Origin of the sequence: Polynucleobacter sp. JS-JIR-5-A7, assembly GCF_018687935.1 — a bacterium.
Classification (GTDB): domain Bacteria; phylum Pseudomonadota; class Gammaproteobacteria; order Burkholderiales; family Burkholderiaceae; genus Polynucleobacter.
Genome location: NZ_CP061308.1, coordinates 1,559,083 through 1,584,588, shown reverse-complemented (window position 1 = coordinate 1,584,588; position 25,506 = coordinate 1,559,083). Strand labels below are relative to the sequence as shown.

Sequence of the window (25,506 nt, the reverse complement as noted above, 5' to 3'; positions counted from 1 at the left end):
CAATTTCGTACAAACTGACAGAATCTTAGCATAGCGCCCCTCTGTCATCAAAATGATATTATTTCTAGATGGAACAAGCCGCTAAAGAAACACTACCAATATCCCTAGAAGACGAAATGCGGCGGTCCTATTTGGACTACGCAATGAGCGTCATTGTCGGCAGAGCCCTGCCAGACGTGCGTGATGGCCTCAAACCGGTTCACCGCCGGGTCTTATTCGCAATGTATGAATTAAACAACGATTGGAACCGGGCTTACAAAAAATCTGCCCGTATAGTTGGCGATGTCATCGGTAAATACCATCCGCACGGTGATTCTGCGGTGTATGACACGATTGTTCGGATGGCCCAGGATTTCTCTCTGCGCTATATGCTGGTTGACGGCCAGGGTAACTTTGGCTCCGTAGACGGCGATAACGCTGCTGCAATGCGGTATACGGAGATCCGTCTGCGCAAGATAGCCCATGAGCTTTTGGCAGATTTGGACAAGGAAACCGTCGATTTTGGGCCAAATTACGATGGTAGCGAGAAAGAACCCCTGATTCTTCCCGCAAAAGTGCCTAATTTATTGATTAACGGCAGTTCAGGCATTGCGGTAGGCATGGCGACCAATATCCCCCCTCACAACCTGGATGAGGTGATTTCAGCCTGTTTACACGTTCTCCACAACCCTGAATGCTCAATTGATGAGCTGATTGAGATCATTCCAGCTCCTGATTTTCCGACCGCCGGCATCATTTACGGGGTTCAAGGCGTCCGTGAGGGTTATCGCACCGGCCGTGGACGTGTAGTGATGAGAGCAAAGACTCACTTCGAAGACCTAGATAAAGGTGCCCGCCAAGCCATCATCGTTGATGAGTTGCCATATCAGGTGAATAAAAAGAACTTACTCGAGCGTATTGCTGAGTTGGTGAATGAGAAAAAAGTAGAAGGTATTTCTGATTTGCGTGACGAGTCGGATAAATCCGGTATGCGTGTTGTGATTGAACTCAAGCGCGGTGAAGTGCCTGAAGTCGTTCTCAATAATTTGTACAAGAGCACACAACTGCAAGATAACTTCGGTATGAACATGGTGGCATTGGTAGATAACCAACCACGCTTGTTGAACTTGAAGCAAATGCTGGAGTACTTCTTACAACATCGTCGCGAAGTGGTGACACGTCGCACTATTTTCGAGTTGCGCAAAGCACGCGAGCGTGGCCACGTCTTAGAAGGTCTTGCTGTTGCATTAGCAAATATCGACGAATTCATCGCGATTATTAAAGCTGCTGCAAATCCTGTGATTGCGAAGCAAGAGTTGATGGGTAAGGCTTGGGATTCATCGATGGTGCGTGAGATGTTAGCGCGTGCTGAGACGGATACACCCGGCGGTCGTAACGCTTATCGTCCAGAAGGTTTATTGCCTGAGTACGGTATGCAAACGACTGGCTTGTATCGCCTGTCAGATAGTCAAGCGCAAGAAATTTTGCAGATGCGTTTGCAACGCTTGACTGGTCTTGAGCAAGACAAGATTGTGAATGAATACAAAGAAGTCATGGCAGAGATTTCTGACTTGCTCGATTTGTTGGCCAAACCAGAGCGCGTTACTTCTGTAATTGAGACTGAATTAAAAGAAGTCCAAGCAGAGTTTGGCAAAGCCGGCGGTGATAGTGGTCGTCGTTCATTTATTGAAATGAATGCAACCGAACTCTTCACAGAAGATTTAATTACTCCACAAGATATGGTGGTCACACTTTCGCATACTGGTTACATGAAGAGTCAGCCTCTCAGCGAATACCGCGCACAAAAACGTGGCGGTCGTGGCAAGCAAGCTGCAGCTACTAAAGATGAAGATTGGATTGATACTTTATTCGTAGCGAATACACACGATACGATTCTGTGCTTCTCGGATCGTGGTCGTATGTACTGGCTCAAGGTGTGGGAAGTTCCGCAAGGAAGCCGTACCTCTCGTGGTAAGCCCATCGTCAACATGTTCCCGTTAATTGAAGGCGAAAAGATCACCGTGATTCTTCCAATCAAAGGCTATCAAGATGATCAATACGTCTTCATGGCTACTAGTTTGGGTACCGTGAAGAAGACCCGTTTGTCTGACTTCTCTAATCCACGTAAGGCCGGCATTATTGCGGTCGATCTCAATGAGAACGACTTCTTAGTTGGTGCAGCGATTACTGATGGTCAGCATGATGTGATGTTGTTCTCTGACGCTGGCAAGGCGGTACGCTTTGATGAGAATGATGTGCGTCCAATGGGCCGTACTGCACGTGGTGTGCGTGGCATGAACTTAGGTGAAGACCATCAGGTTATTGCTATGCTAGTCGCTCCAGCAGAGGCTGCTGAGGGTACTGAAGCGGTGGTTGTTGATACGAATGACATGGCGATTCCAAGTAGTGTCTTAACTGCTACTGAGAATGGTTATGGCAAGCGGACTCCAATCGCTGAATACACTCGTCATGGTCGTGGTACCAAGGGCATGATTGCAATTCAGACAACCGAACGTAACGGTAAGGTTGTTGCAGCAGCATTGGTATCACCGGAAGATCAAATTATGTTGATCACCACTGGTGGCGTCTTGGTTCGTACTCGGGTATCTGAAATTCGGGAGATGGGTCGCGCTACGCAAGGCGTGACTTTGATCAATGTAGATGAAGGTACTCGTTTATCTGGTTTGCAACGCATTGCTGAAAGCGATTCGGACGATGATGTTGATGATGCAGAAGAGGGTGATGTATCTGCAGATCCAGCAACTGATACCAATTCTGATGCGGCAGGTGACGCTTAAGGCGTCATCACAAGACTAGTAACACTATGACTTTTGACCGCCGCATTTTCAATTTCGCTGCGGGGCCTGCTACTTTGCCCGAAGAGGTGTTAAAGCAAGCGGCTGATGAAATGCTCAATTGGCGTGGACTGGGCACCAGTGTGATGGAAATCAGCCATCGCAGTAAAGAGTTCATGGAAGTGTATGAAGAGGTGTTGCGAGATTTGCGTACCTTGATGAATATTCCAGATGCTTACGAAATCTTGTTGTTACAAGGTGGTGGGCTCGGCCAAAACGCAGCCATCCCAATGAACCTCATGCCTCTGGCCAAGAATGGTCCAAAGGCGGATTACATCGTTACTGGTATATGGTCAGAAAAATCCTATAAAGAAGCCCAGAAGTACGGCATAGCCAATCTGGCTGCAACATCTGCTGCAGAAAAGTTCAATACGATTCCTTTAAGAAGTACTTGGAAACTATCGAATGATGCTGCTTATGTTCTTTACTGTGCTAATGAAACCATTGGTGGTGTTGAGTTTCCAGATGTGCCGGATGTTGGTAGCACTCCTCTCGTTGCCGATATTTCTAGCAATATTCTCTCTAAAGAGATGGATATCAATCGGTGTGCTGTATGGTTTGCTGGAGCCCAAAAGAATATCGGTCCTTCCGGGGTCACCATCGTGATCATCCGTAAAGACTTAATCGGACACAGCATGAGTATTACTCCAACGATCTGGGATTGGGCTATTCAAGCTAATACCCAATCTATGATTAATACTCCGCCGACATTCTCGATTTACATGGCTGGTTTAGGCTTTAAGTGGTTGTTAAAGCAAGGTGGCGTGAAGGTAATTGAGAAGCGTAATCAAGAAAAGGCTGAATTGCTCTACAACTTCTTAGATCAAAGCAGTCTGTATGAAAACCGCGTCACCAAAGAATACCGTTCACGGATGAACGTGACTTTCTTCTTAAAAGATGAGAACCTGAACGCAGAGTTTTTGGCGCAGTCTAATGCTGCTGGTTTGGTTGCTTTGCGAGGCCACAAAGCCGCTGGTGGTATGCGCGCTAGTATTTACAATGCAATGCCCATTGAAGGTGTAAAAGCCTTGATTGAATTTATGCGCGATTTTGAAAGGCGGGCTTAATGAGTACTGAAGAACAGCGCTTAGCTCCCTTGCGGGAAAAAATTGATTCGCTCGATGCGCAGATTTTAGATTTACTGACTCAGCGTGCTAAAGCTGCACAAGAGGTTGGTCATGTCAAAGGTGGCTTCTCCTCCCCAGTCTTTCGTCCCGAGCGTGAGCGTCAGGTAGTTGCTCGTTTACAGGAGATCAATCAGGGTCCTTTACTTGCAGATGGTATTGCTGCCATCTGGCGTGAAGTGATGTCTGCCTGCAGAGCGCTAGAGGCGCGCCAAACGATTGCTTACCTTGGACCAGTCGGAACTTTTTCAGAGCAAGCAGCGCAGACCTACTTCGGTCATTCGATTGCTGCTTTGCCTTGCGCAAGTTTGGATGAAGTTTTTAAAGTGGTTGAGAAGGGCGCGGCGCAATTTGGCGTTGTTCCAGTCGAGAACTCGAGCGAAGGTGCGATCTCTCGCACACTAGATTTACTATTGGATTCATCGATGCGTATTAGTGGCGAGGTGGTATTGCCCATTCGTCATCATTTACTAACTAAGAGTGGTAATTTAGATGGCGTCACAACCGTTTGTGCTCATGCACAAGCATTGGCACAGTGCCAGCAATGGTTGAGTGTGCATGCTCCACAACTCAAACGACAAGCCGTGAGCAGCAATGCAGAAGCTGCTCGCTTGGCCGCCGCTGATCCAAGCGTGGCCGCTATTGCTGGCGATCCAGCTCAGGAGGCTTATGGTCTGCAGGCAGTTGCTGCACAAATTCAGGACGATCCGCATAATCGTACCCGTTTTGTAGTGGTGGGTAACTATGTGTGTCAGCCAACTGGTAAAGACCAAACGTCTTTAGTACTCTCTGTAGATAATCAACCGGGTGCTGTACATCGCTTATTGGCGCCTTTAGCAAAACATGGTGTATCCATGAATCGTTTTGAATCTCGCCCGGCACGCAAGGGCACTTGGGAATATCACTTCTATATTGATATCGCTGGTCATGTCGATGATGCAAAGGTAATCAAAGCTTTGGATGAGCTCAAGGGTGTTGCGGCTTTTTACAAGAACCTTGGCTCTTATCCACATTCTGCTTAATCGAGTTAAAGATTCAGCGCAAATTTAGTAAACACATTATTAAATCCAAATGACTTCTAAGATTGGTCTAAAACACATTCATGCCATTGCACCTTACGTTGGCGGGCGTCCCATCAGCGAGGTTGCACGTGAATATGGCTTAGATGAAAACAAGATTGTGAAGTTGGCTTCCAATGAAAATCCATTGGGTATGCCCAAGTCTGCGCAAGATGCAATGCTTAAGGCAGCAAGCGATTTAGGTCGTTACCCAGATTCCAATGGCTTTGAGTTAAAGAATGTTCTTGCTGCCTCCTTGGGTGTGCCAAGCGATTGGATTACTCTAGGTAATGGTAGTAACGACATTTTAGAGTTGGCTGCCCGCGCAGTTGCGCAAGCTGGTGATGAGGTGATCTTCTCTAAACATGCATTTGCGGTTTATCCCCTGGCTACGCAAGCTGTTGGCGCCAAGGCGGTAGAGGTGTCAGCAACTACTACTTATGGTCACGATCTGCCAGCGATGTTAGCTGCAGTGAAAGCAGCTGGTGATAAAGCGAAGCTAGTATTTGTGGCTAATCCAAATAATCCTACAGGTAGTTATCTCAGTGCAAAAGACATTGAAGACTTCTTGATGGCTGTGCCATCACATGTAGTCGTAGTATTGGATGAGGCCTATAACGAGTATTTAACACCTGAGCAGCGGTATGACGCTATTGCTTGGGTGAAGCGTTTCCCCAATATGATTTTGTCTCGTAGCTTCTCCAAGGCTTATGGCCTTGCAGGCCTGCGGATTGGTTATGGCGTTGCCCAACCCCATTTAACCGACTTGCTTAACCGCATTCGTCAACCGTTTAATGTCAATAGTTTGGCGCAGGCTGCAGCGATTGCCGCGTTTCAAGACAAAGCATTTCTGCAAGAAGGTTTTGAGCTCAATTGCGCCGGTTACGAACAACTGACTAAAGCATTCGATCAACTGGGTCTTCAGTATTTGCCTTCTGCTGGCAACTTTGTCTTGGTGAAAGTGGGTGATGACGATCAAGCTGGCGCTCGCATCAATTTGGAATTACTCAAGCGAGGCATCATTGTTCGCCCAGTAGGTAACTATGGTTTGCCACAATGGTTGCGTATCTCCATCGGATTGCCGGAAGAAAATGCGGCATTTATTAATGCCTTAAAAGCGATCCTGAAGTGATAGCAAAAATCAGAATTTAAAAATACTAATGACTATCATCAATCCTGCAAGTAATTACGGCACCGTCACCATTGTTGGTGTTGGCTTGATAGGTGCTTCATTAGGATTGGCGCTAAAAAAAGCTGGTGTGGTTACCAGAGTCTTGGGTGTCGGTCGCAGTAAAGAAAATGTAGATCAAGCGCTGAAGATGGGTGCGATCGACAGTGTGGTGGATTTAGTTGAAGCAGCCAAGCAGTCTGATGTGATTGTGCTTTGTGTTCCAGTAGCGCAAATGCGCGCAGCGTTTGAATTGATGGAGCCTCATCTTGAGCCCCGCACGATGATTACTGATGCTGGTAGTACCAAAGGCGATGTGATTCTGGCTGCTAAAGAAGTATTGGGAAAAAAGGCGTGTCAGTTTGTACCAGCCCATCCCATTGCAGGTGGTGCTCAGCATGGTGCTAGCGCTGCCAAGGCAGATTTATTCAAAGGTAGGCAAACCATCATTTGCCCTCTACAAGAAAACTCTCCCGAAGATGCTGCCTTGATCACCGGCTTTTGGGAGTCCGTTGGTTCCGAGGTGAAAAAGATTGGTGTTGTACAGCACGATGCCATTTATGCAGCTGTTTCTCACTTGCCACACCTCTTGTCTTATGCCTTGATGGCTAGCGTAGTGAATTCTGAGGATGCAGATCAAAAATTGGGTCATGTTGGCGCAGGCTTCAAAGATTTCACGCGCATTGCAGCTTCTAGCCCAGAGATGTGGCGAGATATTTGCTTGGGTAATCGCACTGCTATTTTGAAAGAGTTAGATCAGTATTTATTGATCGTCAATCATATGCGTAAGCTCATTGCCGAAAATGATGGTGCTGGTCTAGAAAAATTATTTAATAAGGCGAGCAAAGCCCGTCAAGATTTGGATTCCATTTGATGAGTGGTTTGCCTGATATTAGTATTGGCCCATTCAAGCAAGCACAAGGTTCGATTGTGTTGCCAGGCTCTAAGAGTATTTCAAATCGCGCCTTATTGTTGGCAGCTCTCTCTACCGGCACAACAACGCTCAAGAATTTGTTGGATGCGGATGACACGCAAGTGATGCGTAATGCTCTGCGTCAGCTTGGCCTGTCTGTCACTGATCAGGCTGATAAGGTTTGCGTAGTGGAAGGCTGTGGTGGCAAATTTCCAGTGCGCGATGCCGACCTCTTTATGGGTAATGCTGGTACAGCAATACGCCCTTTAACAGCGGCGCTAGCGATGCAAGGTGGTAACTATCGCTTATCTGGCGTTGCACGCATGCATGAAAGACCCATTCGAGATTTAGTAGATGGTTTGCGTCAAGTGGGCGCGAAGATTGAATACGAATTACAAGAAGGCTATCCCCCAATCAAAATCTTGGCGGCGGATATTCAGATTAAAGATGTTGTGAAGGTACGCGGTGATGTTTCAAGTCAGTTTTTGACGGCATTATTGATGGCTTTGCCTTTGGTAGCGAGCCAGCCTGTCCGAATTGAAGTCGTTGGCGAACTGATCTCCCGTCCATATATTGATATCACCTTAAAACTCATGGCGCGCTTCGGCGTGATTGTTGCTTGTCCAAATCCACAATCATTTGTCATTCCCGCAAAAACGTCTGATGCGGTGTATCAAAGTCCAGGTCAATTATCTGTTGAAGGGGATGCTTCCTCGGCTTCTTACTTCCTGGCCCTTGGTGCCATTGGTGGCGGACCTGTGCGAGTACTGGGCGTGGGTAAAGAGAGTATTCAAGGGGATGTTGCTTTTGCGGATGCGCTGGCTTTGATGGGTGCCAATATTACTGCTGGTGAAGATTGGATTGAGGTCGCTGGCGTTAAAAATGCAAACGGCAAGCTCAATGGCATCACGATGGATTGCACTGAGATTCCAGATGCTGCAATGACTTTGGCGGTAGCTGCATTATTTGCAGCAGGCCCCACTCGTTTAAATAGCATTGCCAGTTGGCGTGTCAAAGAAACCGATCGCATCGCCGCGATGGCAAAAGAATTAAAAAAGCTTGGTGCGATTGTTGAAGAAGGCGCTGACTACATTGTTGTTCAGGCGCCAGCATCATCAAATGATTGGAAGTCACCCACCGAAGGTGTTGATACCTACGATGACCATCGGATGGCGATGTGTTTCTCGCTTGCGGCGTTTGGTCCAAACGCGCTCAAGATTAATGACCCTAATTGTGTAGCCAAAACTTTTCCTACTTACTTCGCTGAATTTGCGAAAGTAGTCAGTTAATTCAAGATTGATTTCATGAGCAATTACCCAGTCATCGCGATCGATGGGCCTACTGCCTCAGGTAAGGGCACGGTTGCTGCTTTGGTGGCAGAAACGTTAGGCTTTCATTATTTGGATAGCGGGGCCTTGTATCGCCTAGTTGCCTTGGCGAGTGAACAACAGGGGATAGACGTTAAAAATGGCCCTGAATTAGGCCTTTTAGTCCCTAAGTTATTGATTTTATTCAAAAATGGACAAATTTTCTTGAATGGTGAGGGTGTGACGGACGCCATTCGTACCGAAAGTATCGGTTTGAGGGCTTCCGCCGTGGCTATTCATCCTGAGGTGAGATCAGCTTTGGTGGGTCTGCAGCGCAGTTTTCGCCAGGTTCCCGGTCTAGTGGCGGATGGTAGGGATATGGCCAGCGTCATATTCCCGGATGCAGTTTTGAAGGTTTTTTTGACTGCTACCGCCGCTGCCAGAGCGGAACGTCGCTATAAGCAATTGATAGCTAAGGGAATTTCTGCTAAACTTTCTGACTTACTGCAGGATTTGCAGGAGCGCGATGCCCGGGATAGTAGTCGAGGTACCGCACCCTTGCTAGTTGCAGATGGTGCAAAAGTGCTTGAAACGTCAGATTTATCGATAGATCAAGCAGTTAAGACGGTTTTAGATTGGTATCAATCTGCGATTGCTTAGCTTTGTAAGCAGTAAAAGTAGTGAGAAGTAAGTAGTAGTTTTGGCGTCTTGAGAAACTCCACAACGCGATTATTTCATTAGCGTGTTTCTTTAAGGCTTTTTTAACCTAACCCGTCGGGCCTTCTGACGGCACAAAGTGAATACACATGTCTGAATCATTTGCAGAATTATTTGAAGAATCATTAACCCGCTCGAATATGAAGACCGGCCAAGTTATTTCGGCTGAAGTTCTTCGCATCGACCATAACTTCGTCGTTGTTAACGCTGGCTTAAAGTCTGAAGCGTTTATTCCTGTTGAAGAATTCCATAACGACGCTGGCGAGATTGAAGTAGCTCCTGGCGATTTCGTTTCTGTTGCTATTGACGCACTCGAAAACGGCTATGGCGACACTATCCTCTCTCGTGACAAGGCTAAGCGTCTTGCATCATGGTTGAACTTGGAAAAAGCGCTTGAGCAAGCTGAGATCGTTACCGGTACTGTTACTGGTAAGGTTAAGGGTGGCTTGACTGTGATGGTGAACGGTATCCGCGCATTCTTGCCTGGATCACTCGTTGATACACGTCCAATCAAAGACACTAGCCCTTACGAGGGCAAGACCATGGAGTTCAAAGTTATTAAGCTTGACCGTAAGCGTAACAACGTTGTGTTGTCACGTCGTGCGGTAGTTGAAGCCAGCCAAGGTGAAGAGCGTGCTAAGTTGATGTCTAACTTAAAAGAAGGTTCAGTAGTTACTGGCCTCGTGAAGAACATTACGGATTACGGCGCATTCGTTGACCTCGGCGGTATCGATGGCCTCTTGCACATTACCGATTTGGCATGGCGTCGCGTGCGTCATCCAAGCGAAATGTTGACCGTTGGTCAAGAAGTTACCGCGAAGATCTTGAAGTTCGATCAAGAGAAGAACCGTGTTTCACTTGGCGTGAAGCAGCTTGGTGATGATCCATGGGTTGGTATCGCGCGTCGTTACCCACCAAATACCCGTTTATTTGGCAAAGTTACTAACTTGACTGATTACGGCGCATTCGTAGAAATCGAATCTGGTATCGAAGGTTTGGTACACGTTTCTGAAATGGATTGGACTAACAAGAACGTTGCTCCAAGCAAAGCAACTGCATTGGGTACCGAAGTTGAAGTCATGGTTCTCGATATCGATGAAGACAAGCGTCGTATTAGCTTGGGCATCAAGCAGTGCAAAGCAAATCCATGGGAAGAGTTTGCACGTTCACAACAAAAAGGCGACAAGCTTTCTGGCGCAATCAAGTCTATTACCGACTTTGGCGTGTTCATTGGCTTGCCTGGCGGTATCGACGGTTTAGTTCACCTCTCAGACCTCTCATGGAATGAGCCAGGCGAAGAAGCTGTTAAGAAATACAAAAAAGGTGATGAAGTTGAAGCCACTGTATTGGCAATTGATGTTGAGAAAGAGCGTATCTCTCTTGGGATCAAGCAATTGTCTGGTGACCCATTTAACAACTACACCTCTGTGAATGACAAAGGCGCTTTAGTCACTGGCACTGTCAAGGCCGTGGATGCTAAAGGTGCAACCATTCACTTAGCTGATGAAGTGGAAGCTTATTTGCGCGCTTCTGAGATCTCAACAGATCGTGTTGAGGATGCACGCAATGTGTTGAAAGAAGGTGATAGCGTTACTGCAATGATCATTAATATTGATCGTAAGTCACGTGCCATCAATCTTTCAATCAAGGCAAAAGACAGCTCTGATCAACAAGATGCAATGAACAAGCTCCAAGGTGATGCGCAGTCTGGCACAACCAATTTGGGCGCTTTGTTGAAAGCAAAAATGGACAATCAAGGCTAAATCAATATCGCCGCTTTCCATGAGGAGAGTGGCGGTTTTTTATTGATAGATCATGACAGATCAAGAGCAACAAGCAATTACCCGCTCCGAACTCGTGGAGAGCCTCGCGGAACAGTTTCCGCAGCTTCTGCCAAGGGATGTGGAGTTGGCAGTAAAAACATTGTTGGACACAATGACTCAAGCATTGGCTGAGGGTAAGCGTATTGAGTTACGCGGTGTGGGAAGTTTTGTACTTCATCATCGCCCAGCACGTACTGGTCGTAACCCAAAGTCTGGCGAGAAGGTATTGATTCCAGAAAAACGCGTTCCGCACTTCAAGCCTGGCAAAGAGTTGCGTGAGCGAGTAGATTACAAGCCATTAAAACAGGCGGGCCCCAAAGAGGGTTCTGGTGCCTAGTATTCTGGCTCATCCTCAGTGGTCCATACGGACCATTTTTTTATTTAGATTCTGTACGCCATGATTCAGATAGCGACATCTTGGTTATTGCTTCTGCCTGTGATGTTTGGCATTGGCTGGTTAGCATCGCGTTGGGATTTGCGCCTTGAGAATCGCATGGATGAGCGTGAGCGGATGCTGCAGCAGCGTTCTACCTTTAAGGGTTTAAGTCTCCTACTGAATGAGCAGCCCGATCAAGCGATTGAAACATTGGTGAAGATTGCGCAATTAGATCCTGAAACGGTGGAATTGCATTTTTCACTGGGCAATTTATTTCGTCGGCGCGGCGAAACCGAGCGAGCCATTAAAGTTCATCAACATTTAGCCAATCGGGATGATTTAAAGCCCCGCGATCGTGATCAGGCTGCCTATGAGTTGGGTCGCGACTTCTTGCGTGCAGGCTTACTGGATCGCGCTGAGGCATCACTCAATCGTGTTGGTGATGGTAAGTTTGCGGTTCCTGCCAAGGAAAGCCTTTTAGAGATGTATCAAGTAGAGCGTGATTGGAAAAAAGCCATCATCGCCGCTACTGAGCTTGAGGGCTTGCAAGGTAAATCGCATCAAACTGAGATTGCTCAGTTCCATTGCGAACTGGGGCAAGACGCCTTGCGTCGTAAAGACCTCACTGATACTGAACAATCGATTGAGCGCGCTCTACAAGCTGTGCCTAATCACGCCCGTGCTTTGATTTTGCAGGGCGATTACTTAATGGCCTTAGAGCGTCCAGCGCAAGCTATTGAAGCGTGGAGTTTGGTTGCTGCATCTCATCCTGCCTACATGCATTTATTGGCAGATCGTTGGATGGTGGCACATGCTGCTCTAGGTAAAGAAAACGAGGGGCTTGAGCGCCTCTGTGAATTGCTGAAGACGCAAGCTTCTGGTGAGCTCTTGGATATTGTTCACAAGCAGGTCATGAAAATACGGGGCCCCCAAGCTGCTGATGTGATGTTGTCTGAAGTGATGCAGTATTCACCTAGTTTGAGTGCTTTATCTAAGTTGGCTGAGACCCGTTTAGCCTTGGAGGAGGGCAGTGCCAAACCAGAAAGACTTGCTGAGTTGCAATCCATCCTCAATCTCTTGCGTCAACGCACAACGAGTTTGGCGCGCTATACCTGCGGCAATTGTGGTTTCCGTGCCCGGAGATTTTATTGGCAGTGTCCTGGCTGTAATCATTGGGAGGCTTATTCCCCAAGACGTTCTGAAGGTGTCGCACCTAGCGGTCCTTCCATGTAAAGATTAATGGAATCGTCATCAAGTTATAGTTCAATGATGATTGTTCAATAAACATAAGAAAAGTTGGAGCTATTTTGAAAGTTACGATCATAGGCAGTGGTTACGTAGGTTTGGTTACTGGCGCTTGTCTTGCAGAGCAAGGTAATAATATTTTTTGCCTAGACTTGGATCCGAAGAAGATTGAGATCCTCAATTCTGGTGGTGTACCCATTTACGAGCCGGGCTTAAAGGAAATGATTGAGCGCAATCGCGCTGCTGGCCGCCTGCAGTTTTCTACGGATGTCGCTGCTTCTGTAGCTCATGGAGATGTTCAATTTATTGCAGTAGGCACTCCGCCGGATGAGGATGGCTCTGCTGACCTACAGTATGTTGTTGCGGCCGCGCGCAATATTGGTCTTCATATGAGCAGTGCTAAGGTGATTGTTGATAAATCTACGGTACCGGTCGGTACGGCGGATAAAGTATCGGCAGCGATTACAGAAGAGTTAGAGAAAAGAGGTTTGTCTGCTGAACTCTGCTCGGTTGTTTCGAATCCAGAGTTCTTAAAAGAAGGTGCCGCCGTAGAAGACTTTATGCGCCCTGATCGTATTGTGATTGGCACTGAAAATACCCCAGCAGGTTTGCGTGCCAAAGAGCAAATGCGCAAACTCTATGCGCCCTTTAACCGCCATCATGAGCGTACCTATTACATGGACGTCAAAAGTGCAGAATTAACAAAGTATGCTGCTAATGCCATGCTAGCAACTCGCATTTCTTTTATGAATGAATTGGCTAACTTGGCTGATTTGGTTGGTGCGGATATTGAAGCAGTTCGTCAAGGTATTGGTTCTGACTCACGCATTGGCTTTGGTTTCTTATATCCAGGTACTGGTTATGGTGGCTCTTGTTTCCCAAAAGATGTCTCAGCTTTATCTAAGACTGCCAAAGAGCACGGACGTGATCTCAAGATTTTGGATGCGGTTGAGGCAGTCAATGAGATTCAAAAGTATGTTTTGGTTGAGAAGATTGAAAAGCGCTTCGGTAAAGATCTTTCTAAGATGAAATTTGCTTTATGGGGCCTTGCATTTAAGCCCAATACTGATGACATGCGTGAAGCACCAAGCCGAGTAATTATTCAAGAGTTAGTGAGGCGTGGTGCAACTGTGGTTGCCCATGACCCAGTAGCGATGCCAGAAGCAAAGCATTGCTTAGAGGTGGATTTCAAAGGAAATCCAGAGGGTCTAAAGAAAGTATCAATGGTTGCCGATCCAATGGCTGCTTTAGATGGTTGTGATGCACTCGTGATTGTTACCGAGTGGAAGGCATTCCGCAGCCCAGATTTTGATGCCGTTCTGCAAAAATTAGTTCACCCAATCATATTTGATGGACGTAATCTCTATGAACCACAAGCCATGGATGAGTTAGGTATTGAATACCATGGCATTGGGCGACATAATTGAGCTAAATCAAAAAATATCAAGTCTCCAAATGGAAAAAGCTAATCGCGAACAGTTTTCTAAAGCACGCCTGCTAGTAGTCGGTGATGTGATGCTAGATCGTTATTGGTTTGGCGATACGAATCGCATTTCTCCTGAGGCACCTGTCCCAGTGGTGCAGGTGGGTAAGATTGATGAACGTTTGGGTGGTGCTGCAAACGTCGCTCGTAACGTCGCTGCTTTAGGTGCACAAACCACTATTCTCGGTATTGTTGGTCAAGACGAGCCAGGTCAGCGAGTCATTGATTTGCTCAAGTCTGGTGGCGTTGATAGTCAATTAGAGATTGACCCTAAAGCGCCAACGATTGTGAAGTTGCGTGTCATTGCGCGACAGCAGCAGTTAATTCGTTTAGATTTTGAAGAAACGCCGAGTGAAAAAGCTTTAGCGCATAAATTAGAGCGTTTTGAGAAGTTGGTTGGCTCTGCTGACGTTGTCATTCTCTCTGATTATGGTAAAGGTGCCTTAGGTCAAGTGGCGCATATGATTGAGCAAGCTAGAGCGCAAAATAAAGTGATCTTGGTTGATCCTAAGGGCGAAGATTATGAAAAATATCGTGGTGCCACGGTCTTAACTCCGAATCGCAGCGAGTTGCGCCAAGTGGTTGGTCAGTGGACGAGTGAGGAAGACCTCACCCGCAGAGCGCAAGATCTCAGAAGATCACTTAATTTACAGGCACTTCTCTTGACGCGTTCTGAAGAGGGAATGAGTTTATATACCGAAGCAGGTGTTAGTCATGTTAAGGCTCAAGCACGTGAAGTATTTGATGTATCGGGTGCTGGAGATACTGTGATTGCAACTCTAGCGGTTGCTTTGGCTGCGAAGTGGCCTTTAGAAAAGGCGATGGCCTTAGCCAATCGTGCTGGTGGTATTGTGGTTGGTAAGCTCGGTACTGCTACCGTTAATTCAGAGGAATTACAGTGACTATTATCGTAACTGGCGCTGCTGGTTTTATTGGGGCCAATATTGTTCAAGCGCTTAATGCCCGTGGCGAGAAAAACATCATCGCTGTAGATGATTTGCGTCCTGCTGATAAGTACCGCAACCTTGCCGATCTAGACATTATTGATTACCTTGATAAAGATGAATTTCTAGAAGCTTTTAGAAGTGGTCGGCTCGGAAAAGTAAAAGCAGTCTTTCATGAAGGTGCCTGCTCTGACACCATGGAGACTGATGGCATTTTTATGATGGCGAATAACTATCGCTACACCATGGGGTTGTTGGATATCTGTACAGCGCAAAAAGTACAACTACTCTACGCCTCTTCAGCAGCCACTTACGGTGGATCTGATATTTTTGTTGAGAGTCGTGAACATGAGAAGCCACTCAATATCTATGGCTACTCTAAATTCTTGTTCGATCAAGTGATGCGTAAGCGCTTTGCTGAAAATGCTAATACCACCCAAGTAGTCGGTTTCCGTTACTTCAACGTCTACGGTCCCCGTGAATCACATAAAGGCCGCATGGCTTCAGTAGCTTTTCATCAATACCACCAATACAAAGCTAACGGCCACGTCAAACTCTTTGGCGAATACGGTGGTTATGGTCCAGGCGAACAAAGTCGTGACTTTGTTTCTGTTGAGGACGTTGTCAAAGTGAATTTATTTTTCTTAGATCATCCAGAAATCAGTGGCATCTTCAATTTGGGTAGTGGTCGTGCTCAGCCATTTAATGATGTGGCTCATGCAGTTGCAAATTCAATGCGCAAGCTGGATAAGGCAAAACCTGCCAGCCTACAAGAGTTGGTCAAGGAAAAAGCAATTGAGTACATTCCGTTTCCGGATGCGCTCAAAGGTAAGTATCAGTGTTTTACTCAAGCCGATTTAACAAAACTGCGCGCTGCTGGCTACAAAGAACCCTTCCTAAATGTTGAGCAAGGCGTCAGTCGTTATATCGAGTGGTTGGAAGCCAATTCTGGTTTCTTAGCCAACCCACTGTAGGCTAGTCAACCCAATACTTTTTTCTTCGTTATAAGCGATCCACGTGCACTTTGTGTCCGTGGATTTTTTGTTTACTACGGAGAATATATGACGAATAGTTTTCATATGAGAAGTGCTGGTTTGATGAGATCTGCCTTGGTTTCTGCAGTTTTGGCAATTACTTCTCTAGGGTTTGCTAACGCTTCACCCATTAATGTCAATACAGCAACCCAATCTGAATTAGAAAGTATTAAGGGAATTGGTCCATCTAAAGCAAGAACGATTATTAGCGAGCGTACCGATGGCGGTCATTTTCAAGATGCTAATGATTTACAGAAGCGAGTCCGTGGCATTGGCATGAAATCCGTTGAAAAAATGGTGGATAACGGTTTAACTATTGAAGCCCCTGGCTCCTTTCGGGAGCCTAATGGTCGCACCAAGAAGGATGGCGGAGCCTCTGGCCGACGCAATTCGCGTCATCAAGCTGGTAGCCGCAATCAGCCGGAGCGTACGACGCCACATCGCCGAAATTAAGCCCTTCAGAGTGTAGGCTTGCTTATGGCTAAAATGGGCTCATGAGCAAACCTTCTTACCTAACGATCTCACAAACTGTGGGCAACACCCCATTAGTACGCTTGCAGCGTATTCCCGGTTTAGAAAACGAGAATCGTAACAATGTCATTTTAGGTAAGCTAGAAGGCAACAATCCAGCCGGGTCGGTAAAAGACCGACCTGCGCTGTCAATGATTATGCGCGCACAAGAGCGTGGCGAAATTAAACCTGGTGATACCTTGATTGAGGCAACCAGTGGCAATACTGGTATAGCCTTAGCAATGACTGCAGCCATGCTGGGTTACAAGATGGTCTTGGTAATGCCTGAAAACCAAAGTATTGAACGACGTCAAAGTATGGCGGCCTATGGTGCAGAACTTATTTTGACTGCTGCATCTGGTGGCATGGAGTTTGCAAGAGATTACGCGCTCCAACTTCAGCGCGAGGGGCGTGGCAGATTGTTAGATCAATTTGCCAACCCGGATAATCCTAGGGCCCATATTGAAACTACAGGCCCAGAGATTTGGCGCGATACCGATGGGCAAGTCACTCACTTTGTCTCTGCGATGGGCACCACCGGCACAATCACTGGTGTATCGACTTATCTCAAGTCAATGAATCCTGCCATTCAGATTATTGGTGCCCAGCCTGAAGATGGCTCACAGATTCCTGGTATTCGGAAGTGGGCGCCAGAGTATTTACCAAAGATTTACCAAGGCGATCGGGTTGATCGTATTGAGTATGTCACGCAGGCAGATGCTGAAGATATGGCAAGACGTTTGGCAGTGGAAGAGGGAATCTTCTGCGGCATCTCGGCAGGTGGAGCGCTAGTGGTAGCTTTGCGCATTGCACGCCAAGTGGAAAATGCCACTATCGTTTTCATAGTTTGCGATCGCGGTGATCGCTATTTATCAACAGGCGTATTCCCTGCTTAATTTGGTTTAGTTTTTTTCTTGGTGTTAGATTTCTTTGAATTCTTAACCTTTGATTTATCTGCAGAGCTTTTTTGATCTGCTGCTTTCACTAGTGCTTCATTTGATAAGGTAGCTGGTACTACGCTTTGGTTCTTATAACCTAGTGCTTCTGCAAACTCTGCCACACTCTGAGCGTAGAAATAACTGCGGTTGTACTGAACAATCGTTAAAAAATTATTTAATCCCACAAAATACTGTGCTTGATCGAGTCCGTCTTTGTCAGGGTAGGGTAGATCCACAATCAAGGCTTTACTTTGGGGTGCTACCCCACCATTTTGAAGATCGCCTTGTTGAGGCAATAGGATGCCCTGTTCAATTAGTTCTGCAACGGTGTATTTCAGTTGTGGTTCACCATCAGCCCATTGCTTCGCAACTGGTATTGCGTTTTCTTGTACAGGAAAAGAAATCGGCATGCCTGCTTGCCAACCATGTTGCTTCATAAAGTTCGCTACGCTCGCGATCGCATCTTTAGGACTTTGTTTAAGATCAATGCGTCCATCGCCGTCACCATCAACAGCAAAACTGCGGATACTGCTGGGCATAAATTGTGGCAAGCCAATCGCTCCAGCATAGGAGCTGTTTTGATTGAGGCAGGTATTAAAGCGAGTCACATTTACGCCTCGGATGCTATTTTTGGCTGGCAACTTACCGCCAGCTTCTGTCCAGCACAGCAGGATCAGTTCTTGAAGTTGATCCTTAAAAAGCTGCTCGCGGGCAGGCTTATTAGGGGTATCGGGATAGCTGAAGGCGAGTGTTGACAACACATCCTTGACTCGAAAATTACCAGTCTGACGCCCATAAATAGTCTCAATTCCAATAATGGCGACAATCATCTCTGCTGGCACCCCTGAGTCTTGCTCTACCTGACTTAAAAAGGCGCGGTTTTCATCCCAAAAGGCCTTACCAGCCTTGAGGCGCACTGGCTCAATAAAGCGTTTGCGATACGCTAGCCAATTTTTCTTAAAAGTGCCCGATGGGGGTAATACCAATTTGCGGATAGAGGGAATCGTTTTAGCATCAAGAAAGCCGTTTTCTAGGGTCTGCAGTGGGATTTCTTGGGTTTGTGAGACTTGGTTCAATAGGGTACTCAAGTTTTGGCTATAACGTGCTTCGGTGATCGCATCATCGGCTTGGTTTACGATGGGTTGTTGGGTATTACTTCGTTGCGAAGGAGTGCTCGAGCAGGCCCCAAGTAACAGTGCGAGCAGCAGGTAGCAGACCCGAAAGTTCATGCGCCAGAGCAAGGATTGTTGAGAATTAAGCACCATTAATTAGAGTATAAAAAATACAGTTTTGCTATTAAGGATTACAGCTAATGACAACAGGATACATAACTCACCCAGACTTTCTGAAACATGAGATGGGTAGCCATCACCCAGAGTGCCCTGAAAGGATTCAAGCTATCAATGACCAGATGATTCGTAGTGGGGTAGATCGCTTCTTACATCACCTCGATGCGCCATTGGCTAGCGAAGATCAACTAGAACTGGTGCACAGTCCTGATCATGTTGCTTTCGTCAAAGAGAAAGCACCCCAAAGTGGGTATGCCATGCTCGATGGCGATACCATCATGAATCCCTATACATGGCAGGCTTCCTTGCGTGCTGCTGGGGCAGCGATTGCCGGGGTCGATGCCGTCATGAAGGGTGAGGTTGAAAATGTCTTTTGTGCAGTAAGACCCCCAGGACATCATGCCGAACCTACCCGTTCAATGGGATTTTGCTTATTTGATAACGTGGCTATTGCCGCTCGTTATGCCATGGAAGCCTACGGTCTTGAACGCGTGGCCATTATTGATTTTGATGTGCACCATGGCAATGGCACAGAAGCCGCATTTTTCAATGACCCGAGTGTTTTGATGTGTAGCTTTTTCCAGCATCCGTTTTATCCCTATAGCGGTCTTGATCGTGCTGACAATATGGTGAACGTACCTTTGCCGGCAGCGACTCGTGGCGACGTGGTGCGCTCGATTGTGGAAGAGCAATGGCTACCAGTGCTCCGCAACTTTGAGCCCCAACTCATCATCATTTCAGCTGGATTTGATGCGCATCGCGAAGATGATCTTGGTCAAATGGGTTTGGTTGAGGATGACTATGTTTGGATCACCAAGCGCTTGAAGGAGATTGCGCATGAATATGCTAACAATCGCATTGTCAGTTGCTTAGAGGGCGGTTATAACTTATCAGCCTTAGGGCGTAGCGTTGTTGCTCATGTCAAAGCCTTGGCTGATATTTAAAGCATTACAAGAAAAACGGTTATTTAAAGATTGAAAGCAAAAGATGGCAAATATTTATGAGCAAGGTTTAGATCGTAATCCTGCAAATTACACCCCTATTACTCCACTCTTGTTTTTAGAAAGATCTGCCGAGATCTATCCGAAGAAGGTTGCCGTTATCCATGGCAAGTTACGTCAAACTTGGGCGCAAACCTACGAGCGTTGCCGCCGCTTGGCTAGCGCCTTACAAAAGCATGGCATTGGTCTTGGCGATACTGTTGCTGTCATGTTGCCGAATACGCCACCGATGGTGGAGGCGCACTTCGGTATTCCGATGGCAGGTGCAGTATTAAATGCCTTAAACACCCGCTTAGACTCAGAGTCCATCGCCTTCATGTTGAATCATGGCGAAGCAAAGGTCGTGATTATTGATCCTGAGTTTTCAGGGGTGATGAAGATAGCTTTAGAGATTGCCAGGAAAGAAAGTGGTCGTGAATTCTTAGTCATTGATGTCGAAGAAAAAGAGTACGACGTTGCAGGTGAGAGGCTAGGCAAGCTTACTTATGAGCAATTATTGGCAGAAGGAGACCCTCAATTTGCGTGGCAAGTACCTGCTGATGAGTGGCAAGCGATTTGTTTGAACTACACCTCTGGCACTACAGGTAATCCTAAGGGAGTGGTCTATCACCATCGTGGCGCAGCCATTAATGCTGTTTCAAATGTACTTGATTGGGATATGAATAAGCATCCCATCTATTTGTGGACTTTGCCAATGTTTCATTGCAATGGTTGGTGTTTCCCTTGGACGATTGCTGCTCGTGCTGGTATTAACGTGTGTTTGCGTCGCGTAGATGCGCAACATATCTTTGCTGCTATCAAAGAGCATGGCGTGACCCACTACTGCGCAGCACCGATTGTGCATAACCTCTTGGTCAATGCCCCAGATGAACTTAAGGCTGGAGTGCCAGCAGGTGTCAAAGGTCTTATTGCTGGGGCTGCACCACCCGCTTCGATTATTGAGGGTATGGAGAAGTTAGGCTTTGATCTAACCCATGTCTATGGTTTAACAGAAGTGTATGGCCCAGCTGCTGTTTGCGTTAAACAAGATGAATGGAATGATGTGGATATCAGCGAGCGTGCCCGTTTGAATGCGCGTCAAGGTGTGCGCTATCACATGCAACAAGCGATCGATGTACTCAATCCAGAAACGATGGAGCCTGTTCCCGCTGATGGTGAGACGATGGGTGAGATTATGTTTAAGGGCAATATTGCAATGAAGGGCTACCTGAAGAATGAGAAAGCTACGCAAGAAGCCTTCGAGGGTGGCTGGTTTCACTCAGGTGACTTAGCAGTAAAGAGTGCCGATGGTTATGTAAAGATCAAAGACCGTAGCAAAGACATCATAATTTCTGGGGGTGAGAATATTTCTTCGATTGAGGTGGAAGACGTGCTCTATCGCCATCCAGCCGTGATTGCTGCGGCAGTGGTAGCAAAACCCGATCCAAAGTGGGGCGAGACCCCTTGCGCTTTCTTAGAAATCAAGCCTGGTGTCGAGGTAACCCCGGCTGACATCATCGCCCATTGCAAACAGCACTTAGCAGGCTTTAAGGTTCCGAAAGCGATTGTTTTTGGAGAGCTGCCAAAGACTTCAACTGGAAAAATCCAGAAGTTCGAGCTGCGCAAGCAGGCTGGCTCGGCCACTGCTATTGATGTCTAGTTCAATAGAGAGGGCGGTAAAATAAGGGTTACCCGATTTTTTAGATAAATATCGTTTTTGAAGCGTTTGAGGATTGTGAAAGTCAGATGAAGATCTTAGTTGCAGTGAAACGCGTTGTTGATTACAACGTCAAAGTACGTGTGAAGTCAGATAATTCTGGTGTCGATATTGCGAACGTCAAGATGAGCATGAACCCCTTTGACGAAATCGCAGTAGAAGAAGCAGTCAGACTCAAAGAAGCTGGTATTGCTACTGAAGTTGTAGTGGTGACTGCAGGCGTAACTCAATGCCAAGAAACTTTGCGTACAGCCTTAGCTATTGGTGCGGATCGCGCTATTTTGGTAGAGGCTGATACTGAGTTGCAACCTTTGGCAGTAGCCAAGATTCTCAAGGCGCTTTCAGAAAAAGAACAAGCACAAATTATTATTCTCGGTAAGCAGGCGATTGATGACGATAGCAACCAGACTGGTCAGATGTTGGCAAGCTTGTTAGATATTCCACAAGCAACTTTTGCCTCTAAGGTGGTGATTGCGGATGGTAAAGCTACTGTGACTCGTGAAGTAGATGGTGGCTTAGAAACGATTGCACTGTCATTGCCGGCAGTTATCACGACTGACCTTCGTCTCAATGAACCCCGCTATGTGACCTTGCCTAATATCATGAAGGCAAAGAAGAAGACGATTGATATTGTGAAGCCAGAAGACTTGGGTGTTGATATTGCGCCTCGCCTGAAAACCCTCAAGGTAGAAGAGCCACCTAAGCGCAGCGCTGGTGTGATAGTTGCTGATGTAGCTGCTCTTGTTGAAAAACTCAAAAATGAAGCGAAGGTGGTTTAAATGGCTGCTCTTGTTATAGCTGAACACGATAATCAATCATTAAAGGCGGCTACCTTCAATGCAGTTGCAGCTGCTTTGCAATGCTCTCCCGAAGTAGACGTACTAGTTGCTGGTAACGGTGCTGATGTCGTAGCCACAGCCGTAGCCCAAATAGCGGGTGTCCGCAAGGTGATCCAGATTGATGCCTTAAATCTAGCGGATCAATTAGCAGAACCTTTAGCTGCGCAGATTTTGTCACTAGCTGGTAACTACAGCCACTTATTGGCACCTGCTACTGCTAGCGGTAAGAATGTCATGCCACGCGTTGCTGCAAAGTTAGATGTTGCGCAGCTTTCTGACATTACTAAGGCCGTGAGCGCAGATACTTTTGAGCGCCCGATCTATGCGGGTAATGCCATCGCTACTGTTAAGTCGAGTGATGCAGTGAAGGTGATTACTGTGCGTACGACGGGCTTTGATCCTGTTGCTGCTACTGGTGGGTCTGCTGTGATTGAAAAAGTGGCTGCTACTGATAGCGCAGGTAAATCCGCTTTTGTCGGTCGTGAGTTGACTAAATCAGATCGTCCAGAACTGACTGCAGCCAAGATCATCGTATCTGGCGGCCGTGGTTTAGGCTCTGGCGAAAAGTATCAAGAGTTAGTAGTGCCTTTGGCTGATAAGTTAGGTGCTGCCTTAGGCGCCTCACGTGCTGCCGTAGATGCGGGCTATGTACCCAATGACTATCAAGTGGGTCAAACTGGCAAGATTGTTGCTCCCCAGTTATATGTTGCCGTAGGTATCTCTGGCGCTATTCAGCACTTGGCTGGCATGAAGGATTCTAAAGTGATCGTGGCCATTAACAAAGATCCAGAAGCACCGATTTTTGGTGTTGCTGATTATGGTTTGGTTGCCGATCTCTTTACTGCTGTTCCAGAATTAACGAAAGCACTCTCGTAATTTTGAATAGCCCACCTGATTCGAATCCATAGGAGTTGTAATGCCATATGTAGCCCCCGTGAAAGACATGTTGTTTGTAATGAATGAGCTTGCGGGGCTATCAGATGTAGTGACTTACCCATCCTATGCAGAAGCAGGTGCTGATGTTGATCTTGCGCCAGCAATTCTAGAAGAGTCTGCAAAATTTAATCAGGATGTCGTTGCCCCACTCAATTGGCCTGGCGATCAACAGCCAAGCTCATTCAAAGATGGCGTAGTGACTACGACTCCTGGCTTCAAAGAAGCATTTGAACAATTTGCTGCTGCTGGCTGGCAGGGCGTCATTCATCCGGCAGAATTTGGTGGTCAAGGTTTGCCAAAACTCATTGCTACTGCCTGCTTTGAAATGGTTCACTCAGCCAGCCTCTCTTTTGCTTTATGTCCGATGCTCACTGATGGTGCTATTGAGGCATTGCTCACTGCAGCAAGCCCAGAACTCCAAGAGCAATTTGTCCCGAGCATGATTTCTGGGGAATGGACAGGCTCGATGTGTTTGACGGAGCCCCAAGCAGGTTCTGATTTATCGATGGTGCGTTCTAAGGCTGTACCTGAGGGCGATGGTAGCTATAAGATCTTTGGGACTAAGATCTATATCACCTACGGTGAGCATGATATGGCCAAGAACATTATTCATTTAGTTTTGGCTAGGACGCCTGATGCACCAGAGGGTGTTAAAGGGATTTCATTATTCGTAGTGCCGAAGTTCTTGGTTAATGCAGATGGCTCATTAGGTGAGCGCAATGATGTGCATTGTGTATCAATTGAACATAAGCTCGGAATTAAGGCGAGCCCAACCGCGGTACTACAGTTTGGCGATCATGGTGGCGCCACCGGCTATTTAGTTGGTGAAGAGAATCGCGGTCTGGAATATATGTTTGTGATGATGAACGCTGCGCGTTTTGCAGTGGGGATGCAAGGCGTTGCAGTCGCAGAGCGCGCCTATCAAAAGGCCGTGCAATATGCTAAAGATCGCGTTCAAAGTCGTGATCTCGCTGGCTCTCCTGGCCCCGTAGCGATTATTCATCAGCCTGATGTGAAACGAATGTTGATGACTATGCGCGCTTATGTAGAGGCTTCTCGTGCCTTGGCATACTATGCTGCTGCTGCATACGATGCACAGCATGCTGCACCAGATGAAGCAGTACGTAAAGCAAATCAAGCAATCTATGAATTCTTAGTGCCGATTGTGAAGGGCTTCTCTACGGAGATGTCGATTGAGGTGGCGAGCCTGGGTGTACAAGTCCATGGCGGTATGGGCTTTATTGAAGAGACTGGTGCTGCACAACACTATCGTGATGCTCGTATTCTGACGATTTATGAAGGGACGACAGCCATTCAGGCAAATGACTTGGTCGGTAGAAAAACTGTCCGTGATGGTGGGGCTATTGCAAAAGTACTGTCACAAAAAATTGCCGAAACGGAAAAAGAGTTAGCAGCTAGTGCTAGTGCTGATGCGAAAGCAGTTCTCAAGCAATTGACTGTTGGGCGCGCTGCGTTTGATGAAGCGGTTGCTTATATTTTGGCGCATGCAAAGACGGACACTAAAGCGGTATACGCCGGTAGCTTTGCTTACTTACGTTTATCAGGTTTAGTCTTCGGAGGATGGCAAATGGCACGTGGCTTATTAGCTGCCGAACGTTTGCGCGATAGCGATCCAACTTTCTATAAGACGAAGATTACAACGGCGCGCTTCTTTGCGGAAAACTTACTACCACAGGCACAGGCCTTGGCCACCTCGATTATTGAAGGTGGTTACTCTACCAATGCACTAGAGCTTGAGCAGTTCTAAAATATTGGCAATTCGTAAATCACGAAAGCTATTTGCTATTACTGGGATAGCTTTCTGGCTTCTTGGAGTTGAGAAATAAAGAATTGCTCAAAGGCTATAGCCAAAAAGGTCATCATGACACCCGCACCTAGTACTAAGGAAAAGATGACAGTAAGAATCACTAGCCAGCCCGATTGACTGCGCTCAGGTTCTGCAATGCCGGGATTAAATTGCGCATCCCATTTTTCATCGGGGCGTAAACCAAAGGTAATCGTGGTGAGCCAGCTGGCCTCAATCGCAATAAAACCAAAGGTCAGCAGTACCCAGCCAGGTCCTGAATGAAAGTGCGCATCTTTGAGTAGACCCCAGCCAACAAAGCCTCCAAATAATGCGAGTAACTGTGTCCAGGACCAGAAGGATTTCAGTCCCTGCAAGTAAAAACAATTGAGGCCAGTGCCCGGAAAAAATAATCCGAGTGCGCAAAATAGAAGTTTGGATTTTTTCATCAAGATATCAATACTCAT

At 46.8% G+C, this 25,506-nt stretch carries 21 protein-coding genes and 1 pseudogene; 20 read left to right on the top strand and 2 right to left on the bottom strand.

All coding sequences use genetic code 11. The annotated features are described in order from the left end of the window. The first annotated feature begins 68 nt into the window (after window positions 1-68). From gyrA to cysM, 15 genes and pseudogenes are all read left to right on the top strand, one after another. Window positions 69-2,777, top strand: a complete 2,709-nt coding sequence (gyrA, locus tag AOC29_RS08250) for a DNA gyrase subunit A (protein WP_215295475.1) — start codon at window positions 69-71, stop codon at window positions 2,775-2,777. A 26-nt stretch (window positions 2,778-2,803) separates the two neighbouring features. After that, window positions 2,804-3,901 carry a 3-phosphoserine/phosphohydroxythreonine transaminase gene (gene serC / locus AOC29_RS08245; protein WP_215295473.1) on the top strand — a complete coding sequence of 366 codons (1,098 nt, stop codon included), beginning with the start codon at window positions 2,804-2,806 and terminating at the stop codon, window positions 3,899-3,901. Continuing rightward, window positions 3,901-4,980, top strand: a complete 1,080-nt coding sequence (gene pheA / locus AOC29_RS08240; protein WP_215295471.1) for a prephenate dehydratase — start codon at window positions 3,901-3,903, stop codon at window positions 4,978-4,980. Before serC ends, pheA begins: the two co-directional genes overlap by 1 nt. Before the next feature lie 49 nt (window positions 4,981-5,029). Further along, window positions 5,030-6,148 carry a histidinol-phosphate transaminase gene (gene hisC / locus AOC29_RS08235; protein ID WP_215295469.1) on the top strand — a complete coding sequence of 373 codons (1,119 nt, stop codon included), beginning with the start codon at window positions 5,030-5,032 and terminating at the stop codon, window positions 6,146-6,148. Between the two features lie 28 nt (window positions 6,149-6,176). After that, entirely contained in the window at window positions 6,177-7,058 is an 882-nt protein-coding gene (locus AOC29_RS08230; RefSeq protein ID WP_215295467.1) for a prephenate dehydrogenase/arogenate dehydrogenase family protein, read from the top strand. Between the two features lie 8 nt (window positions 7,059-7,066). Next, window positions 7,067-8,386, top strand: a complete 1,320-nt coding sequence (gene aroA, locus AOC29_RS08225) for a 3-phosphoshikimate 1-carboxyvinyltransferase (protein WP_215297457.1) — start codon at window positions 7,067-7,069, stop codon at window positions 8,384-8,386. Between the two features lie 15 nt (window positions 8,387-8,401). Then, complete coding sequence (gene cmk, locus AOC29_RS08220; RefSeq protein ID WP_215295465.1) at window positions 8,402-9,064, top strand: (d)CMP kinase; 663 nt, start codon at window positions 8,402-8,404, stop codon at window positions 9,062-9,064. A gap of 146 nt (window positions 9,065-9,210) precedes the next feature. Beyond that, window positions 9,211-10,884: a 30S ribosomal protein S1 gene (gene rpsA / locus AOC29_RS08215; protein ID WP_215295463.1), complete on the top strand. Its 1,674-nt coding sequence runs from the start codon at window positions 9,211-9,213 to the stop codon at window positions 10,882-10,884. 52 nt (window positions 10,885-10,936) lie between these two features. Next, a pseudogene (locus AOC29_RS08210) lies at window positions 10,937-11,275 on the top strand (integration host factor subunit beta); the annotation flags it as partial. Window positions 11,276-11,341: 66 nt separating this feature from the next. Beyond that, the gene (gene lapB / locus AOC29_RS08205) at window positions 11,342-12,553 is read left to right on the top strand and encodes a lipopolysaccharide assembly protein LapB (RefSeq protein ID WP_215295461.1); all 1,212 of its coding nucleotides are present in this window, start codon (window positions 11,342-11,344) and stop codon (window positions 12,551-12,553) included. Window positions 12,554-12,627: 74 nt separating this feature from the next. Then, window positions 12,628-13,992 (top strand): UDP-glucose/GDP-mannose dehydrogenase family protein, encoded by a 1,365-nt coding sequence (locus tag AOC29_RS08200; RefSeq protein WP_215295460.1) that lies wholly within the window; start codon window positions 12,628-12,630, stop codon window positions 13,990-13,992. Window positions 13,993-14,020: 28 nt separating this feature from the next. Beyond that, entirely contained in the window at window positions 14,021-14,950 is a 930-nt protein-coding gene (rfaE1, locus tag AOC29_RS08195; RefSeq protein WP_305848920.1) for a D-glycero-beta-D-manno-heptose-7-phosphate kinase, read from the top strand. Then, window positions 14,947-15,966: an ADP-glyceromanno-heptose 6-epimerase gene (rfaD, locus tag AOC29_RS08190; RefSeq protein ID WP_215295458.1), complete on the top strand. Its 1,020-nt coding sequence runs from the start codon at window positions 14,947-14,949 to the stop codon at window positions 15,964-15,966. Before rfaE1 ends, rfaD begins: the two co-directional genes overlap by 4 nt. 87 nt (window positions 15,967-16,053) lie before the next feature. Further along, window positions 16,054-16,479: a helix-hairpin-helix domain-containing protein gene (locus tag AOC29_RS08185; protein WP_215295456.1), complete on the top strand. Its 426-nt coding sequence runs from the start codon at window positions 16,054-16,056 to the stop codon at window positions 16,477-16,479. A gap of 41 nt (window positions 16,480-16,520) precedes the next feature. Beyond that, window positions 16,521-17,432 carry a cysteine synthase CysM gene (gene cysM, locus AOC29_RS08180; protein ID WP_215295454.1) on the top strand — a complete coding sequence of 304 codons (912 nt, stop codon included), beginning with the start codon at window positions 16,521-16,523 and terminating at the stop codon, window positions 17,430-17,432. Here the strand turns inward: cysM and AOC29_RS08175 are convergent. Continuing rightward, on the bottom strand, window positions 17,429-18,739 hold the full coding sequence (locus AOC29_RS08175) for a lytic transglycosylase domain-containing protein (protein WP_251369966.1): 1,311 nt from the start codon (window positions 18,737-18,739) through the stop codon (window positions 17,429-17,431). The two genes, cysM and AOC29_RS08175, sit on opposite strands and share 4 nt — an antisense overlap. A 47-nt stretch (window positions 18,740-18,786) precedes the next feature. Between AOC29_RS08175 and AOC29_RS08170 the strand changes: the two genes are divergently transcribed. The 5 genes from AOC29_RS08170 (at window position 18,787) to AOC29_RS08150 (ending at window position 25,003) form a co-directional block, all read left to right on the top strand. Continuing rightward, a complete protein-coding gene (locus AOC29_RS08170; protein WP_215295452.1) occupies window positions 18,787-19,707 on the top strand; it encodes a histone deacetylase family protein in 921 nt (306 codons plus the stop codon). A 43-nt stretch (window positions 19,708-19,750) separates the two neighbouring features. After that, entirely contained in the window at window positions 19,751-21,403 is a 1,653-nt protein-coding gene (locus AOC29_RS08165; protein ID WP_215295451.1) for an acyl-CoA synthetase, read from the top strand. Between the two features lie 86 nt (window positions 21,404-21,489). After that, complete coding sequence (locus AOC29_RS08160) at window positions 21,490-22,239, top strand: electron transfer flavoprotein subunit beta/FixA family protein (protein WP_215295449.1); 750 nt, start codon at window positions 21,490-21,492, stop codon at window positions 22,237-22,239. Further along, the gene (locus tag AOC29_RS08155; RefSeq protein WP_215295447.1) at window positions 22,240-23,175 is read left to right on the top strand and encodes an electron transfer flavoprotein subunit alpha/FixB family protein; all 936 of its coding nucleotides are present in this window, start codon (window positions 22,240-22,242) and stop codon (window positions 23,173-23,175) included. Window positions 23,176-23,215: 40 nt separating this feature from the next. Beyond that, entirely contained in the window at window positions 23,216-25,003 is a 1,788-nt protein-coding gene (locus tag AOC29_RS08150) for an acyl-CoA dehydrogenase (protein WP_215295445.1), read from the top strand. 38 nt (window positions 25,004-25,041) lie between these two features. Here the strand turns inward: AOC29_RS08150 and AOC29_RS08145 are convergent, their stop codons facing one another. Continuing rightward, a complete protein-coding gene (locus tag AOC29_RS08145) occupies window positions 25,042-25,506 on the bottom strand; it encodes a hypothetical protein (protein WP_251369965.1) in 465 nt (154 codons plus the stop codon).